Annotated in this window: 12 protein-coding genes; 11 read left to right on the forward strand and 1 reads right to left on the reverse strand. The window is 63.9% G+C overall.

The genetic code is table 11. The features are described from left to right. The 11 genes from F8G81_RS20015 to F8G81_RS20065 all read left to right on the forward strand — a co-directional run bounded on the left by F8G81_RS20015 (nt 1) and on the right by F8G81_RS20065 (nt 15427). A complete protein-coding gene (locus F8G81_RS20015; RefSeq protein ID WP_267276379.1) occupies nt 1-522 on the forward strand; it encodes a MarR family winged helix-turn-helix transcriptional regulator in 522 nt (173 codons plus the stop codon). Nucleotides 523-588: 66 nt separating this feature from the next. Then, nucleotides 589-1320 carry a FadR/GntR family transcriptional regulator gene (locus tag F8G81_RS20020; protein ID WP_267276380.1) on the forward strand — a complete coding sequence of 244 codons (732 nt, stop codon included), beginning with the start codon at nt 589-591 and terminating at the stop codon, nt 1318-1320. Between the two features lie 195 nt (nt 1321-1515). Next, complete coding sequence (locus F8G81_RS20025; RefSeq protein WP_267276381.1) at nt 1516-2985, forward strand: aspartate ammonia-lyase; 1470 nt, start codon at nt 1516-1518, stop codon at nt 2983-2985. Between the two features lie 185 nt (nt 2986-3170). Then, nucleotides 3171-3470, forward strand: a complete 300-nt coding sequence (locus F8G81_RS20030) for a winged helix-turn-helix domain-containing protein (RefSeq protein WP_267276382.1) — start codon at nt 3171-3173, stop codon at nt 3468-3470. Between the two features lie 298 nt (nt 3471-3768). Next, entirely contained in the window at nt 3769-7848 is a 4080-nt protein-coding gene (locus F8G81_RS20035) for a beta-L-arabinofuranosidase domain-containing protein (RefSeq protein WP_267276383.1), read from the forward strand. Between the two features lie 261 nt (nt 7849-8109). Further along, entirely contained in the window at nt 8110-9459 is a 1350-nt protein-coding gene (locus tag F8G81_RS20040; RefSeq protein ID WP_267276384.1) for an ABC transporter substrate-binding protein, read from the forward strand. A gap of 83 nt (nt 9460-9542) precedes the next feature. Further along, nucleotides 9543-10496, forward strand: a complete 954-nt coding sequence (locus F8G81_RS20045) for a carbohydrate ABC transporter permease (protein ID WP_267276385.1) — start codon at nt 9543-9545, stop codon at nt 10494-10496. Between the two features lie 3 nt (nt 10497-10499). Beyond that, nucleotides 10500-11528 carry a carbohydrate ABC transporter permease gene (locus tag F8G81_RS20050; protein WP_267276386.1) on the forward strand — a complete coding sequence of 343 codons (1029 nt, stop codon included), beginning with the start codon at nt 10500-10502 and terminating at the stop codon, nt 11526-11528. A 47-nt stretch (nt 11529-11575) separates the two neighbouring features. Continuing rightward, the gene (locus tag F8G81_RS20055) at nt 11576-12649 is read left to right on the forward strand and encodes a hydroxyacid dehydrogenase (RefSeq protein WP_267276387.1); all 1074 of its coding nucleotides are present in this window, start codon (nt 11576-11578) and stop codon (nt 12647-12649) included. Next, entirely contained in the window at nt 12646-14334 is a 1689-nt protein-coding gene (locus F8G81_RS20060; protein WP_267276388.1) for a family 43 glycosylhydrolase, read from the forward strand. The genes F8G81_RS20055 and F8G81_RS20060 overlap by 4 nt, the downstream gene beginning before the upstream one ends. 64 nt (nt 14335-14398) lie before the next feature. Beyond that, on the forward strand, nt 14399-15427 hold the full coding sequence (locus F8G81_RS20065) for a LacI family DNA-binding transcriptional regulator (protein ID WP_267276389.1): 1029 nt from the start codon (nt 14399-14401) through the stop codon (nt 15425-15427). 114 nt (nt 15428-15541) lie between these two features. Here the strand turns inward: F8G81_RS20065 and F8G81_RS20070 are convergent, their stop codons facing one another. Beyond that, nucleotides 15542-17725 carry an alpha-galactosidase gene (locus F8G81_RS20070; protein WP_267276390.1) on the reverse strand — a complete coding sequence of 728 codons (2184 nt, stop codon included), beginning with the start codon at nt 17723-17725 and terminating at the stop codon, nt 15542-15544. Between the last annotated feature and the right edge of the window lie 391 nt (nt 17726-18116).

An 18116-nucleotide genomic window follows, 5' to 3' on the forward strand; every position in this document is an offset into this window, starting at 1 on the left:
ATGGATGCAACGCAAGAGCCCCGCTGGCTGACGTCCGAAGAGCGGGACGCCTGGCTCGCACTGACCAGCGTGATCATGAGGCTGCCTTCCGCGCTCGACGCCCAACTCCAGCGCGATGCAGGGATCAGCCACTTCGAATACCAGGTCATGGCCGGGCTCTCGGAGAGCAAGGACCGGACCGCCCGGATGAGCGAACTGGCCGTGATCGCCGAAGGATCGCTCCCCCGCCTCTCGCAGGTGGTGGGCAGACTCGAGAAACGCGGATGGGTACGCCGCACACCGGACCCGACGGACGGCCGCTATACCCTGGCGATCCTCACCGATGAGGGGTGGGACAAGGTGGTCAAAACTGCACCGGGGCATGTGGAGGAAGTGCGGACGCTGGTCTTTGACCCGCTCACCAAGGCGCAGGTCCAGCAGCTGACCAACATCGGCCGACGGGTCACCCGCGCCATCGACCCCAACGACTACTGCCTCCGCGGCCTCGACCAGGGCCAGCGGTCCGGAGCTGCAGCGGGCTAAAGCCCACGCTCCGCAACATTTCGGGAGCCCGTTGACACATACTGCGACTGGTGCCATGCTTTGGGTATGGATGACCTGTTGGACAGCTGGACAGCTGGACAAGATCGAGTGGTGCGAGTGGGTGCCGCTGAAGCTGTATTCGCATCCCTTCGCGGCGCCATCGAGGGCGGCAAGATTCCCGTTGGCACACGCCTGGATTCAGAGGCGTCGCTGGCCAAGCAGTACGGAGTCAGCCGGACCATGGTCCGCGAAGCCCTCAGGTCATGCACTGCCCTCGGCCTGACCGCCACGCATACCGGTAAAGGCACTTTCGTCATCGCAGACAAGGTGGCCCAGGACCTCAAGCTCGGTAAATACTCGGCCAGCGCCCTGGTGGAGGCCCGCCCCCACGTGGAAGTTCCGGCCGCAGGCCTCGCAGCCCAGCGCCGGACAAGTGAAGACCTCGAGGCCCTCCGGGAGATTCTCCGGGAAATGTCCGAGGCCGAAAACCTCCAGCAGTGGGTTCAACTCAACACCGAATTCCACGTGACCATTGCCCGTTCCAGTGGCAACGGCGTCTTCGAATCATTCCTGTCCGATATCTGCGAGGCAATGGCCAACCAATCGAACACCCTCAACCTGGTGGCCGACCGCCGGAAGGAGTCCGGCGACGAGCACGCCCGCATCTTCGATGCGATCGAGCGTGGTTCGGCCGAGGACGCCTCGGAGGCCATGACCATGCACCTGCACGGCGTGGAGTGCGCCCTGGGCACCATCGTCCCTGGAAGCGGAAAGGCCGCCGCTGGCCGCACAGGCTGACCATCAACCCGGATCCCAGCACCGCACCACGAACCCAGGCACCTCCACTGAGCGCTTCTCCGCACGGAACCGTACCGTTTCCGTCGCCACAACCCATACGTCTCCGCGTGCCGGGCGCGCTGCCAGCTGCTGATTTTTCTTCTCCCCAAACCACTAATCCGTCCAAACCCGTCAACGAAGCCCTGTAAGGACCCCATGAGTACCCCGAGCACCACCGCAGCCGCAACCACTATCGCCGCCAGCAATGGACAGGCAGCGTCTACGCGTTCTGAGCATGATCTGCTTGGTGACCGGGACGTCCCGGCGGAGGCTTACTGGGGCGTGCATACCCTGCGCGCGGTGGAAAATTTCCCCATCACCGGCCAGCCGCTGTCCTCGAACATGCACCTGGTCCGCGGCCTGGCCGCGGTCAAACAGGCCGCGGCCCGCACCAACCTCGAACTCGGCCTCCTGGACCCCGAACGCGCCGCCGCGATCGAACAGGCCTGCACCGACGTGATGAACGGCCACTACGCAGACCAGTTCGTCGTGGACGTCATCCAAGGCGGCGCCGGGACCTCCTCAAACATGAACGCCAACGAGGTCATCGCCAACCGGGCCCTGCAAATCCTCGGCCACGCCAAAGGCGAATACACCCGCCTGCACCCCAACGACCACGTCAACCTCTCCCAGTCCACCAACGACGTCTACCCCACCGCCGTGAAACTGGGCACCATCTTCGCCGTCAAGGAACTCCTCGCCGCACTCGAAGAACTCGAAGAAGCCTTCGCCGCCAAAGCCCTGGAATTCCGCACCGTCGTCAAAATGGGCCGCACCCAACTCCAGGACGCCGTGCCCATGACCCTGGGCCAGGAATTCGGCACCTACGCCATCACCATCGGCGAAGACCGGCTCCGGCTCGCCGAAGCAAACCTGCTCATCCACGAAATCAACCTCGGCGCCACCGCCATCGGCACCGGCCTGAACGCCCCCGCCGGCTACACCGAAGCCGCCTGCCGCCACCTCGCCCAAATCACCGGCCTGCCCCTGGTCACCGCGCCGGACCTGATCGAAGCCACCCAGGACGTCGGCGCGTTCGTGCACCTCTCCGGCGTCCTCAAACGCGTCGCCGTGAAACTCTCCAAAACCTGCAACGACCTGCGCCTGCTCTCCTCCGGCCCGCGCGCCGGCTTCGGCGAAATCAACCTCCCCGCCGTCCAGTCCGGCTCCTCCATCATGCCCGGCAAGATCAACCCCGTCATCCCGGAAGTAGTCTCCCAGGTCGCCTACGAAGTGATCGGCAACGACGTCACCATCACCATGGCCGCCGAAGCCGGACAACTCCAACTCAACGCCTTCGAACCCATCATCGTCCACAGCCTCCACAAGAGCATCTCCCACCTCCAGGCAGCCTGCACCACCCTCACCGCACGCTGCATCCGAGGCATCACCGCCAACACCGAACACCTGCGCCTGACCGTCCAACAATCCATCGGCCTGGTCACCGCACTAAACCCGCACCTGGGCTACACCACGGCCACCGCCATCGCCCAGGAAGCACTCGCCACCGGCAAAGGCGTCGCCGAACTCGTCCTCGAACACGGACTGCTCACCGACGCGCAGCTCCAAGAACTCCTCAGCCCCGAACGCCTGGCAAACCTCACCAAAGAACCCAACCAGCAGTAGTCCCCACCCAGCACCACCCGCAGACCCTGCCCTACCCGGGAAGAGGGGCACACCGACGTGCCCAAATTCCCCTCTGAATGAGACAGAAAGAGAGCCCGCTGTGCCGGTCCGCCACCCCAGGCACCACCGGCACAGCGACCCTCGCCACTGCTTTGCCTCTTCAACCCCATGAAAGGCCTTGGAAAATGACCGTTGAGCTCCAAAACCCTGCCACCGCGCACCGCACGCGGAACGACGACGCCCGCAGGAAAGAAGAACGGCGCCGTCCGATCAGATCCCAAATCATCGACTACCTTGCCAGCAACGGCGCCAGCAAGGTGGCAGATATCAGCAGCGACATCGTCTGCTCCCGCGATTGTGTGAGGTACCACCTCGCAGCGCTTGAGAAGGCGGCGATCGTCCGTTCCAACATTTCCCCGGGAACCCGGGAGGGGTTTACGCCCTTCTACGCCCTCACCCCCGCCGCGGCCAGCGTCCGCGTTTAGCACCGCTCATAGAAAACCAGCCGTAGAAAAACCAGCCGACGACGGCGGGACCCCCAGCAGGGATCCCGCCGTCGTTGGCCATTTCCAGCCGAATGCAGGCGCTGGATGGATCATCCTTGTGCGGCAGAATTGTTAACGCTAACATCTCTTATCCCACCGCCTGGGTGCGCAGAAGACTGCGACTGTCGGCTAGAAATAGGCAGGTGGGCCGTCTCAAGGGAGAGAGGCCAGAGTGCCCCTGAATCAACGTGCAATCTCGATCACCAGCGTGATCATGCTGGTGGGAGGATTAATTTCCATGACTTTGCCCGCCGCCGCGGCGGAAACATCATTGGACGACAGCAAAGTCCTTGAGCTGCCCTTCGAAGGGAACCTTACGGATGTAGGCCCCAAGGCAAATGCGGTTTCCATGCAGAAGGGAACTGCGGCATATAGCACCGGCCTGGCCGGGCAGGCTTTCAATTTCAACGGCTCCAATGCCGTGAACCTCGGCACTGCCGCGCATCTGCAGCCCTCGAACCTGAGCGTTTCGTTCTGGTTCAAGCCGAATGCGGCAATGGCCGGCGAGCAGGTGTTCACCTGGAACAAGCAGGCCTATAACTCGGATGGGTGGTACCTGACCTCCGAAAGCAACACCACTCCGCTGGCCCTCTCCATCGGACCTTCCACCGGCCAGCCCTACAAGGTGGCCGTTGACGCACCCCGCGCCAGCTTCTTTCCCACCGACCAGTGGACCCACATCGTGGCCACCTACGACAAGGCGACCAAGAACGTCGCCATCTACCGCAACGGCGTCCGCCAGTCAGCCATCGTGAAATTCCCGGTTACAGGGACCGCCACCGGCGTCCTCGGCTCCGAGAGCACCACCACCAAGACCCTCGGCTACAACGGGCCCCTCTACAACGGTGCTCACCTCAACGGCCTGCTGGACGACTACACCGTCTACGACGGCGTCGCTTCCACTACCGATGTTGTGGCCCTCACCAAGGCACACAACCCCGGCTTTGACGCTAGCTCCGTTGCGCAGTCAGACCTCGATGCAGTCACCGTCCCGCCCACCGCAAGCACCAACTTCACCGTCCCGCTGGAGGGTTCCAGGGGAACCAGCATCAGCTGGGAGTCATCCAATTCTGCGATCATCGCGATCAGCGGGGGCGCAGCAACCGTCACACCGCCAAGCAGCTCACCCGTCACAGTGGCTCTCACGGCAACAGGCACCTATGGAGGAAGCAATCCCGTGACCAAAACATTCAACGTCCAGGTACTCCCGGAGGGCCTCGAATCCTCGGTCTACCTGCTCGAGGCCGGCCTCAGCGACGTCACCGTCGAGGACCCCTACCTGGTGAACGGCAACCAGAAAACCATCAGCTACCTGCTCAGCCTGGACCCGGAGAAGTTCCTCTTCTCCTTCTACAAGCAGGCAGGGCTTACACCGACGACGGCGGCCGGTTACGGCGGCTGGGAGCGCGAGACCGGCACGCGGTTCCAGGGCCACTTCTTCGGCCACTACATCTCAGCCCTCTCGCAGGCGTACTCCACCACCACCGACCCGACAACGAAGTCTGCGCTGCTCGCGAAGCTGACGTCCGCCGTCGACGGTTTGAAGCGGTGCCAGGACGCGTACGCGGCCAAAGATCCAGCCAATGCGGGCTTCGTCTCGCCCTTCCCCGTGACATACCTGCCGTCGGGCGCCGACGGCCTGCTGGTTCCGTTCTACAACCTGCACAAGGTTGTGGCCGGCCTGCTCGAGGCCCATGACAACGCCCCGGGCACCGTGTCCGCTACAGCCTTGTCCGTCGCTGACGGGTTCGGCACCTGGATCACCAACTGGGCCGGACGCCAGGCCAACCCCGCCGCACTGCTGAACACCGAGTACGGCGGCATGAACGAGGCCCTGTACGAGCTCTACAGCGTCACCGAGAAGCCCGCCCACAAGCGGGCAGCCGAGTACTTCGATGAAATCACGCTGTTCCAGAAGCTTGCCGCCGGCCAGGACGTCCTCAACGGGCTCCACGCGAATACCACCATTCCTAAGCTCATCGGCGCCCTCAAGCGCTACACCGTCTTCACGGACAATCCACGGCTCTACGCCACACTGACGGATGCCGAGAAGTCCAACCTGAACATGTACCGCACAGCGGCCGAAAACTTCTGGCCCATAGTGCATGACCACCACACCTACGCCAACGGCGGCAACAGCCAGTCCGAGCACTTCCATGCCCCGGACACGCTCCACCAGTATGCAACCAACGGCCAGACCACCGGTTACGGGGAAAACTCAACCTCGGAGGGCTGCAACGAGTACAACATGCTCAAGCTCTCCCGTGCGCTGTTCCAGGTAACGAAGGACGTGAAGTACGCCGACTACTACGAGTCCGCGTTCATCAACTCCGTCCTGCCGGTCCAGAACCCGGAGACCGGCATGGTGACCTACTTCCAGCCGATGGCCGCCGGTTATGCCAAGGTCTTCGGGCACGAGCAGGACGAGTTCTGGTGCGATCACGGAACCGGCATCGAAAGCTTCACCAAGCTCGGGGACTCGATCTATTTTGAAGACACAAGCTCGGTGTATGTGAACCAGTTCCGCTCGTCCGTCCTCCGCTCGGCAGGCCATAACCTGAAGCTGACGCAGAGGGCTGACGTGCCCAACAAGGAGACCGTCACGCTGCAGGTTGCCGGACTCGACGGCGGCGCCGTGGCTGACGGAACCAGTATCAGGCTGCGGATCCCGTCCTGGGTCAACGGAGCACCAACGCTCAGCATCAACGGAGTTGTCACCGACATCGCGCCGCTCACATCGGCAGGCTACGTGGTGGTCCCGATTGCTGCAGGAGACGCGATTTCCTACACGATGCCCGCCAAGGTCACGGTGGACGACGAAACCGAGAACGCCAACTGGGTGGCCTTCAAGTACGGTCCGGTGCTGCTTGCCACCGAGCTGAACCGGAACAACGTGGACGCTGCCTACACCGCCGGCGTCCTCGTCCGGATGAGCACCGCAGACAAGACGGTTAATTCGAACGTCGTCGTCCAGGATGCAGTGGCCTGGAAGGCCGGCATTGAAAACAACCTCGTCCGCAGCGAAAACGGCGTGAACGCAAACGGTGTCGAAACCATGCGGTTCTCCCTCAGGAACGTGGATACGGCGTCGGCCGCCCTGGCTTTCGAGCCGTATTACAGCCTGTACAACGCCCGCTACGCCATCTACATGACCCTCGTCCAGCCCGATTCCGCCGAAGCGCAGGCGCTGATCCGGCGGGAGAAGGAGCAACTCCGGATCGACGAGACCACCATTGATTCGCTGACTTCCTTCGATAACAACAACAGCGAAGCGGACAAGAACTACAAGTACAACAAGTCCGGCGTAGGCACCCATCTGGGGCAGCCGTACCGGGACGGGCAGCGGGCCACCGACGCCTACTTCCAGTACGACATGATCGTTGACCCGGCACTGGCCAAGAACTACCTCGGCGTCCGCTACTTCGGGGGCGATAACGGCCGGACCTTCGATGTGTACCTCAACGACGTCCTGCTCAAGCACGAGGTGATCACCAACGCCAACGGCGCCACCAGCTGGTACATCCAGTACGACCAGATCCCGCAGGCTGTCCTGGACGGCATCGCGGCCAAGGACAGTTACAAGCGGGACCAGAACGGCAACTACGTGCTGGACGCCAACGGCGCCAAGATCCCCGTGGTCACCGTCCGTTTCCAGGGCAACGGCATCAGTTTCGTGGGCGGTGTCTACGGCGTCTACACAACGACGACCAACACCTTCGACACCAACGCTGAGCTCAAGGCACTCACCTCCGACACCGGTGTGCTGAGCCCGGCGCTGGCGGCCGGTGTTCATTCCTACACGCTGACGGTGCCGACGGACGCCACGACTGTGGCTCTGGACACCGATCCTGCAGCAGCGAGCGGACTGGTCACCATCGGCGACATCCTGATCGATGACACCAAACCGCGCAGCATACCCCTGGATGCCGGCACGGAACCAACGAACATCGTGCTGACGTCATACGCACAGGATCACGTCACGAAGGTGAGTTACCAGATTGCCATCGTCCGCGCAGAGCCCGAACCCGCACTGGCCCTGACCGTCACAGCCACCACCCAATGCGTGAAGGGCAAGGCAGTCCTCTCGGTCGAGGTTCGGAATGACGAGGCGGTTCCCATGTCGCTGACGCTCACTTCCCCCTACGGCCAGAAGTCGGTCAAGGCATTGAAGCCCGGCAAGAAGGCAGCCCAAACGTTCACCACGAACGCGGCCTCGATCCCTGCCGGCGCTGTCCGCGTCGCGGCCACCGCAACCCTTGACGGTGTGCCGGTCTCCCATACCGCCGATGTGGACTTTCCGGGGCTCACCTGCGGGTAAACATGGAACCGGGAACGACGACGGCGGGTCACGCCGTCGTCGTTCCTCCTGCCCTGCTGGAGGTGATGCCATCGTTCAGGGCTTGCGCCGGGAAACGGAAGAAGAGCCGGGAAATATTCATGGCGGTTCTGCACCATTCCGTCCTGCATATTGACTCGCCGTGATGCATCCCCCATTATTGGGGATAACGTTTTCCTACCTACCCCAATGACGTCGGCGGCAACGGTGCCGGCAGGGAAAACCTTTTCTCCAAGGAGCATCATGAAAGTTATGAAGCGTTTACTGACGGGCGTGGCGGTCCTGACGACGGCGGCCACCCTGGCGGCATGCGGCGGCGCCGCCCCCACGCCGTCGGCCTCAAGCACCGCAGATGCCGGCATTGCAGGCACTGACGACAAGCCCATCACGCTCGAATACTGGGGCTGGGCCAAGGGCACGGGCGAACAGGTCAAGCTGTTCAATGCGGCCCACAAAAACGTGCAAATCAAGTTCACCGAGGTCAAGGGCGGCAGCGACGCCCTGAACGGCCTGCGCAACGCCGCCTCCGCGGGCAACGCCCCGGACCTCCACCAGGGAATCCAGGACTGGGTGGTCCCCCTGGTGGCGGAGAACATCATCACGGACATCACCGACTGGGTTACCCCCGCTGAGAAGGAGTTCAAGGCCTCCGCCTTCAAGTCCTCCCAGGTGAACGGCAAGAACTACATTGTGCCGAACGCGCAGGCGCCCCAGTTCTTCGTCTACCAGACCCCCGTCTATGACAAGCTGGGCCTCAAACCCCCCAAGACCATGGAGGAGTTTGCGGACCAGGGCAAGGTCCTGGGAGCCGCAGGCCACAAACTGACCAACATGGCAGGCGAGGACCCCTCCACGCTGGTGAACTGGGCCTGGCAGGCCGGGGCCTCCTGGTACAAGGTGGACGGCGACTCCTGGAAGATCAATTTCCTGGACGATGCCACCCTCGAGGCAGCAGACATAACGCAGAGGCTCATCGACGAAGACGCCATCTCCACGCAGACCTTCGCCGACTACGCCGCCGTCCAGCAGATGTACGACAAGGCAAACACGGCCACACGCCACATCTATACCTGGTCCACCAACGGCATGGTCAACAACTTCAAGGAATCCTTCGGCAACTGGGCTGCAGCCCCGATCCCGGAATTCAGCACCGGCGGCAAGGCCAACGTCAGCCCCATTGGCGGCACGTTCGTCACTGATCAGTCCAAGAGCAAGAAGGCGGCAGCCGAGGCAGCCGTCTGGCTGGCCACCAACAAGGAATCCGTCACGCTGGCCGCAGACCCCATCAAGGGTTCCTCGGCGTTCCCCGCCGTAGCTGACTCCGATGCCTATGTCGCCAACATGCTGCCGGAAAAGCTCTTCGGCGCCAACCACGCCCAGGCCGTCAAGGTGGCAACCCAGGCGTCCAAGGACATCGCAGGGGACTGGACCTACGGCCCCAACTACACCGCGATGTACACGGAAATGGCTGATGGCTGGGCCAAGGTCATCACCAAGCAGCAGAAGGTTACCGACCTTCTCGAACACATGCAGGAATGGACGGTGAATGACCTGAAAAAGAAGGGCATCAACGTCGTCGACGGGTCCAAGTAGCCCTGCCCGTCCAGAGGGTGTCCCGGCCGCAGGGCCGGGACTCCCGGCAACGGCATCGTCACCAGAACTTTGAAGGAAGACCCATGTCCACGCAGATCCTCAGGACGGAAAGTTCCGCCCCCGCACCCGCAGTTCCACGCCGGCGCATTACGTGGCGGACGCTGCTGGCGGCCAAGGGCGCTGCGTTCACCCTGCCTTTCGTCATCGGCTTCATCATCCTCTTTATCCTGCCGATTGGTTATGCAGTGGTGCAGAGCCTGTACACCGTAAAATCCTCCGGGCTGGGCCTGAGCGGGAACCAGACAGTGTTTGTTGGCCTGGACAACTTCATTGCCGCCGCCACTGATCCACGCTTTTGGGAATCCATGGGACGGGTGGCTGTCTTTGCGTGCATCCAGGTTCCCATCAAGCTGGCCATCTCACTGCTGCTGGCCCTGGGCCTTGACTACCTGAAGGGCCGGGTGGTGGCAGGGTTCCGCATTGGGCTCCTGGTTCCCTACATGATTCCGGGGATCGTGGGCACGCTGGTATGGATCTACCTCTACTCCCCCAACATCGGGCCGCTGACCGAGATCGGCAAGTTCTTCTCCCTTGACTGGAACTTCCTCTCCGAGGCCATGATGTGGCCCTCCATCGGAAACCTGCTCACGTGGGACAGCATCGGCTTCAACATGCTGATCATCTACGCATCGCTGCAGGCCATCAGCCCGGAGCTTTTCGAGGCAGCCAGGATTGACGGCGCGGGCGAAGGACGCATTGCCTTCTCCATCAAGGTTCCGTTTGTCCGCTCGGCGCTGGTCCTGACCGGCATGCTCTCCATCATCGGGCTGCTCCAGATCTTCGCGGAGCCCCTGCTGTTCCGCTCCTTTGTCCCGGAAGTGGTCACCAAGGACTACACGCCCACCCTGATGATCTTCAACCAGGCCTTCGACGCCAACAACTACAACTACGCAGCGGCACTTTCGCTGGTCTTCGCCTCTGTCATCGCCCTGGTGTCCTTCTTCTACTACAAATTCACCAACAAGCCGGAAGCCTGAGCCATGAGCACCACCACCCCCGCCACCAGCACAGCAGCCCAGGACGATGCGGCGCTGGCACCGGTCATCCTCCCCTCACCGTCTGAAGAAACCGGCCACCTCTCGGCCAAGGAACGGCGCCGCGCCAAACGCCGCGCCAGCCTCACCCGCCGCGGCCTGCCGGTCGGGGCCAAGCAGAACCGAGCCACGCAGCTGCTGGTTTTGGCAGGACTGGGCCTGGCCGTCATCTACTCCGCGGGCCCCATCTGGTGGCTTATCGTCGCTTCCACCAAAGGCCAGGCGGACCTGTACGCCTCCACCGGTTTCGAGTCACTCTGGTTCGCCGAGTTCAACCTGTGGGAGAACCTGCAGCAGATCTTTATCTACGACGAGGGCTTCTTCCTCCGCTGGATGCTCAACTCCATCCTCTATGCGGGCGTCGGCTCCTTTGTCGGCATGATCATCTCGCTGGCCGCCGGCTACGGCCTGGCCCGCTACGAGTTCTGGGGGAAAAAGGCTGTCTTCGGTGCCGTCGTGGCATCCTTCCTCCTGCCCAGCGCACTGCTCACCATTCCGCTGTACCTCCAGTTTTCCGCCTGGGGACTCGTCGGCAGCCCGTGGGCGGTCCTGATTCCCTCGTTCATCAGCCCATTCAGCGTCTACCTGGCGAAGGTCTACATCGAAGGGGCCATCCCGCCCGAAATCCTGGAAGCAGCGCGGATTGACGGTGCCGGCGAGGTCCGCATCTTTTTCCAGGTGGTCATGCGGCTGATGACCACCGGCGCCGCCACCATCTTCCTGCTCGCCTTTGTGGGCAACTGGAACAGCTTCTTCACGCCGCTGACCATGCTGGGGGCATCCGGCAAGGAAAACTGGCCGCTCGCGCTGGGCCTCTACGCCTGGTCCGGAAAACGCACCCTTGAAGGTGAGAGCATCGACGGGACCAGCATGCTGATCCTTGGCTCGCTCCTGGCCATCATTCCGCTCGCCGTTTTTATGATTGCCATGCAGCGCTTCTGGAAGACCGGCGTTACGCTCGGCGCCGTCAAGTAGGCGCAGTCAAGTAACCCGCAGCCTCGAACGAAACAGAGAAAAAGACCATGCACACATCGAGCGCCACCTCGCCGGACCACCCACCCGCCGCTGCCCGGCAGCCCGTTGCCATGGCGGTGATGTCTCCGCCTGAACTGTTCGGCCAGCTGATCGCCGCCGATTCGCTGGAGCGCCTGCATGGCGTTGCTGACCTTCGCGGTCCCGTGTTTGAGGGCTTCTCCTCGCCGGAAGCCAGGGCCCTCCTGCCGGAAGTCGAGGTGCTGATCACCGGCTGGGGCTGCCCGCCTGTGTCGCCTGAGGTTCTGGACCTGGCCGTCAACCTCAAAGCCATCATTCATGCCGGCGGAGTCGTCGGCGACAAGGTGCCGCCCCTTCCCGCGGGCCGGGTCATCACGGCGTCGAACGCCGGAGAAGCCAACGGCATCCCCGTGGCCGAATACAGCCTGGTGATGATTCTGCTCGCCAACAAGCAGGCCTTCGACGCCGTGCGGATGTACCGGACGCGGCGCAACTGGATAGACCGGGAAAGTGAGTTTCCGACGGCGGGCAACTACCGCAAGACCGTCGGACTCGTTGGCGCCTCCCGGATCGGCCGCGCCGTGGCCAAACTCCTGCAGCCGTTCCACCTTGAGGTCCTGGTGTATGACCCGTACCTCAGCTACGGCGACGCCCAGGCGCTCGGGGCGGAACTGGTTCCCCTCGACACCTTGATGTCCCGCAGCGATGTGGTTTCCCTGCATGTGCCGGTCACACCGGAAACCATAGGGATGATTGGCGCTGCCGAGCTGGCCCTGCTTCGGCCCGGAGCCACCGTCATCAACACCGCCAGGGGCGAAGTCGTGGACCAGGATGCCCTGGAAGCCGAGCTCGTGTCCGGCCGGATCAGCGCGATCCTCGACGTCGCGGTACCCGATGTGCTGCCTCCCGAGCATGTTTTTTATGACCTTCCGAATGTCTTCCTCACCCCGCACATCGCCGGGTCCATGGGGACGGAGCTGCTTCGGATGGGCGACCACGTGGTGTCCGAACTGGAGCGCTACGTGGCCGGGATGCCCTTTGAACACCCCGAAATCCTTGCATCGTTGCCCGATGCGCCGCCCCATCGGGAGACCTCCGCATGACACTGCTCACCAACCCGGTGTTGCCGGGCTTCTCGCCGGACCCCTCACTGATCCGCGTCGGCGACTGGTACTACCTGGCCAACAGCTCCTTCGAGTGGTATCCGGTGATCCCGATCCATCGCTCCCGGGACCTGAAGACGTGGGAATTCGCAGGCTCCTTCACCGGCCCGGACGCACTGGTGGAGCTCAGGGGCCTTCAGGACTCGGGCGGTGTCTGGGCACCGTCGCTGAGCTGGTCCGACGGCGACTTCTGGCTGGTCTTCACCGTGGTTCGCGGCTTCGGCGGGCCCCACAAGGACATGGACACCTACATTTCCCGGGCCGCCGATGTGGCAGGGCCGTGGTCCGCAGCCGCGCGGGTTACCACCACCGGCTTCGACCCGTCCCTTTTCCACCACAACGGTCGCCACTGGCTGGTCAACATGGAATGGGACCACCGCCCCACAGGCCGCGGCGGCTTCGCCGGGATAAACATCCAGGAGGTCAACGCCGCGGGCACAGCCACAGTGGGCGATCCCAAAATCATCCACCGCCGGGACGTCCTGGTCGAGGGTCCCAACCTGTACTCCTTCAACAACCGCTTCTACCTCATGCTGGCCGAGGGCGGCACGGGACAGAACCACGGCATCGCCATGATGCGCTCGGACAAGCTTTTTGGCCCCTACGAGCCGGATCCGCTGGGGCCCGTCCTGACCACAAGGGATCTTCCCACCCACGCACTGCAGAAGGCAGGCCATGGCGAGATCGCCGTCGGACATGACGGCACCCTCTACCTGGCCCACCTGGCCAGCCGCTGGGCCGAAAGGGACGGGAAGCAGTACTCGGTCCTGGGCCGGGAAACCTGCATCCAGCGCCTCGCCTTCACTGAGGACGGGTGGTTGCGGCTCGAACAGGGCGGCCGGCACCCGGACGTGGAAGTCCACGGCCCGCAGCCTGCAGTTGCACCTGCTCCCGACGGCGACCCTGACAGTGACGTTTCCCGTGACCCTGCCGGTGACCCTATCCAGGAAACAGAATTCGGCGGCTTCACGCCAGCTTCCGACGCCGATGGCGGCACCACGGTGGGCTGGCCCTGGAGCACGCTGCGGCACCGCCCCCATGCTGACTGGGCCAGCCTGGACATCCGGCCCGGCTGGCTCCGGCTTCGCGGCAGGCACAGTACTGACTCGTTTTTCGAGCAGTCGCTTGTGGCCCGCCGCCTCACCTCCCCCGACGTCACAGCCGGGGTGACCCTGGAGGCCAGTCCCGCCAACTTCACCCAGAGCGCCGGCCTCATCTTCTACTACAACACCGCCAGCTACTTCTATCTCAGGACAACAGTGCGGGAAGCGGGCGGGGACCTGGTGGACGGCGATGCCCCCGTGGAGCAGATCCTGGAAGTGTTTGAACGGGACCCGCTGACAGGCCTGCGGTCACACGGTTCAGTTGTGGTGGAGCCGGGAGTTCCGCTCCGGCTCGAGGGCAGCATCAACGGCGCCCGGGCGCAGTTCCGCTGGGCACAGGGCGGCAATCCGCTAAGCCCCATCGGGCCGGAACTGAACGCCCTGCAACTCTCAGACGACCACGGCGGCGTCCTCCGGTTCACCGGTGCTTTTGTTGGTGTGGCGGCGCAGGACCTGCGGGACAGGAGCTTCAGCGCAGACTTCACGGATTTCCGCTACGGGACGGGCCAGGCTGGCCAATGAAAACGATTCCCCGCCCTCAACCTGCCTGCCCGCCTTTCCCGTCAATTGGCATTACGCTGTGAAGGTGACCAAGGATCCAGCCCCTGCCCTGAGGCAGAAAGTGCCTGTGCTGAGCGACGTCGCCAAGGCCGCCGGTGTATCCGTTCCCACGGTCTCGCGCGTCCTGACCAGCAGCAAGTTCGTGGCCCCGGAACTGCGCGATCGCGTGATGAAGGCTGTCGCCGAACTCGGTTACCGGCCCAACGGCGCCGCGCGCGCCACCCGCTCCGGAAAACGCTCCATGGTGGCGGTGCTGACGGGCGGCACGTCCAACTACGGCTACGCCAGGACCATCGAGGGCATCGAGAAGGCTGCCCGCGAATCAGGCATGTCGGTGATCATCGCCGTGGTTGAATCCGATGACGACGACGCCGTCAACTCCGCGATCGACCTTGTCCTGTCCCAACCGGTGGCCGGCGTCATCATCCTGGAGTTCGACCGGCCTGGCCTGGCGGCAGTCAAGGCCTTCCCTGATTCCATCCCGCTGGTGGTGGCCGGCGGCGGGACCAGGCGCACCGGCAAGGCACCCGGCGCCCTGCTGGACGAACGCGGAGCCGGCAAGGATGTCACCAATCATCTGCTGTCGTTGGGCCACAAGACCGTCCACCATGTGTCGGTTCCCACCATGGGCAAGCACTCTGGCCGTACCGATGGCTGGCGCGCGGCGCTGACAGCCGCCGGCGCCGTCATTCCCCCGGTTCTGCACGCCACCTGGGAGCCCGCCAGCGGTTACCGGGTGGGCCAGGAACTGGCGGCCAGGGATGACGTGACGGCCGTCTTCTGCGGCAACGACGACATCGCCATCGGTGTTGTCCGGGCGCTGCTGGACAGCGGCAAACGCGTCCCCGAGGACGTGTCGGTGGTGGGGTTCGATGACCAGCCGCACGTCGCCCTGTGGCGGCCGGCGCTGACCACCGTCCGGCAGGATTTCCAGGATCTGGGGGCCAGGGCGTTTGCCCTGCTGGCCTCCACTGTGGAAACAGGCACCATCCCGGCTTCGTCCACGGTCAAACCTGAACTTGTCCTGCGGGAGTCAACTGCCGCCGTCGGCTAATCCCAGTCCCGCCCCTCCCAACTAAGTAGCGCTATCTGTCGTTTTGACCCCTCAAAACGACAGATAGCGCTACTTACTTGGGGCGGGGGCGCGGTCAGGTGCGGTCAGGCGCGGTCAGGCGCGGAGCAGGATCAGCCTGGCGCTGTTCTCCTCGGTCAGCGTCACCTTCAGGACAGCTGCCCCCGGCGTTTCAGAAAGTACGACGGCGTCTGCCGCACCCCAGGTGGGGTAGGCCACCGTCACGTCGGGGTTCTGGCCCAGCCAGGCCGGCAGCCCAATGGACTGCACCACGTCGCCTCCGCGTCGGTGTACCGCGATGGCCAGGGTTGACTGGCCCAGCCGGGAGCCCTGCGCGATCCAGTCATCACGCCACGCGGGAAGTCCCAGCGGGAACATGGGCAGGCTGGTGGGAATGCCTGCGCGCAGCCCCTTGTAGACTTCCAGCGCTGCGCGGACCACCTCCAATTGCGCGGGATCCAGGGTATCGATCCGGCCTGCCAGGTGGACCCGGGACAGCAACGCACTGACCAGGGAAAAGGCCAGCTGCTCATCGCCCATGGACCCCTCCACGGACGCCCAGACACCTGACTGTTCGGGAGTCAGCGTGAGCGGAGCGGCCGCTGAAATGGGCGGGGTCTTGGCGAAATCCTGCTGGTCTGTCAGGGACTGGACCGGGAACACCGCTCCGGAGGCGCCGTCCAGCCGGGATCCGCCCGCGGCGCAGCCTTCGATGGTCAGGCCGGGGTGCCTGTCCATCGCTGCCGAGACCCAGGCCAGGAAAGCTCGGTTGTGGTCCAGCAGGCCCGCGCCAACGGCGCCGTTGAGGTCTGTGCCGGCTCCGATGTCCACGTTGTAGTCCAGCTTGAGGTAGGCGAGGTCGAAGTCGTCCATCAGCCGGTCCACCACCCCGTCCAGGTGCGCCCGGGCGGCAGGATGCCGCAGGTCCAGCTGGTAGCGGCCCCATTCCTTGATCCGCTCTCCGCCGCGGCTGAAGAAGGCTTCGGCTGGAAGTAGCTGCGCGATCCGGCTCCTTGCGCCCACTACTTCAGGCTCGAGCCACAGGCCGGGCTTCATCCCGGCGTCCCGGATCTTTCCCAGCAGCCCGGCCAGGCCGCCGTCGGGGAAGCGGTTAACGGAGGGCTCCCACTCTCCTACCGAGTCCCACCAGCCGCCGTTTTCGTCGTCGTACCAGCCGGCATCGATGCAAAAGATCTCCACACCCAGCGCTGACGCGGCAGAGATCAGCGGCAGCTCCTTTTCGGTGGTGGGGTCGGACATGAGGCAGTTCAGGAAGTCGTTGTAGATGACCGGAAGGCTCACGTTGTCAGGGTGTGCCCGGCGAATGCGGCGGCGGTAGGCAGTCAGTTCGGCTGCGGCAGCGTCAAGACCGCCGGCCGGGACAACGGCCACGGAGGCGGGGACGGTGGTGAATGTTTCGCCCGGTTCCAGCGTGACGCCCCACTGGTGCTCGGCTGCGGTGGGGCCGGAGACCGTGAGATAGAGATCGTTGTAGCGGTCGCCAAGCTCGTAGTGCCAGGCGCCGTTGTGCTCCAACTGCCAGGCCAGCATGCTCCCGGTGCCGGCGTCCTCCAGTATGCCCATGGGGAGGTGCTCGGCCGTGGACCAGGCCCCGATGGATGTGGCCGCCACCCGGTTCTTGGACCCAACCTGGCCGTACTCCACCATCCCGACGTTGTAGAGTCCGCGTTCGGCCAGCGTGGCCCGCCGCCAGCGGAACTCGCCGGACCACGGGTTGGCGGCCTGCCAGAGCGCCAACTCCTCTTCCCAGTCCCTGCCATGGCCCAGCCCGGAAAGGGTGAACGAGGAGACATATTCCACGCCGACGGCGGAGCTTCCGGCCCGAAGTTCAGTCCAGCACCGCAGGACGGAGGAACCGGCGGCAAGCTCATAGTGCACGGCAGCAGTGATACCCGATACCGGATCTGTGGCGCGCAGTTCCAGCCGCCGGACGCCGTTGCTTTCCGTTTCCTGGAGGCCGGACAGCCGCAGCCGCTGGGCCGCAGCCCCGTCCACGTGCCGCTTTCCCGCCGTACCATGCCGGCCATCGCCGGCCAGGGCAATCTCAACGATGGGCAGGGAAGACCGGCGCAGTTCCTCCAGATCGACCAGCGGGGCCTGTCCGTGCTGGATGACGAGCAGCCTGGGGGCGATGTGGTCACCATGAAGGACGTGAAGCTGCAGGCAGTCGTTTCCCCAGGACAGAATCTCCCCGCCATCCGCGACGTCGGGAGTCGGCGGCTTGTCCTCTAGTTCCGGACTGAGGTTCGCAAGGGTCATGGTGGCTCCCGGGAAGTACGCAGTCGGATCTCGAACTCCGCCGCTAAACGATGATGAATAACAGGATAACGTTATCCTAGCGTTTTGGCGAGCAAGGAGGAACGACGCGGCGGGTGGTCCCGCCGTCGTCGTCCTTAGCCTTTCGCAGGTTCCGGAAACGGTTTCCCCCGGTGGGTCGGAGTGAGGGGCCCGGTCCTGCCACCTTCCCCGCGCTCCCCCGGTCTATTTTCGCCACAGGGTTTTCCTGGGATGGGGAAAACGTCCTGCGGATCTCGCTTTCCGCATATATGTCTTAGCAATTTCCGCGCGATATTTTGACAATGTCCTTATGCAAACAGAAAGAGGCCAGGATTTATGAACAATTTCGCCATGTGCAGCGAAATGGTCTGTG

It is taken from the genome of Arthrobacter sp. CDRTa11 (assembly GCF_026427775.1).
GTDB lineage: Bacteria > Actinomycetota > Actinomycetes > Actinomycetales > Micrococcaceae > Arthrobacter.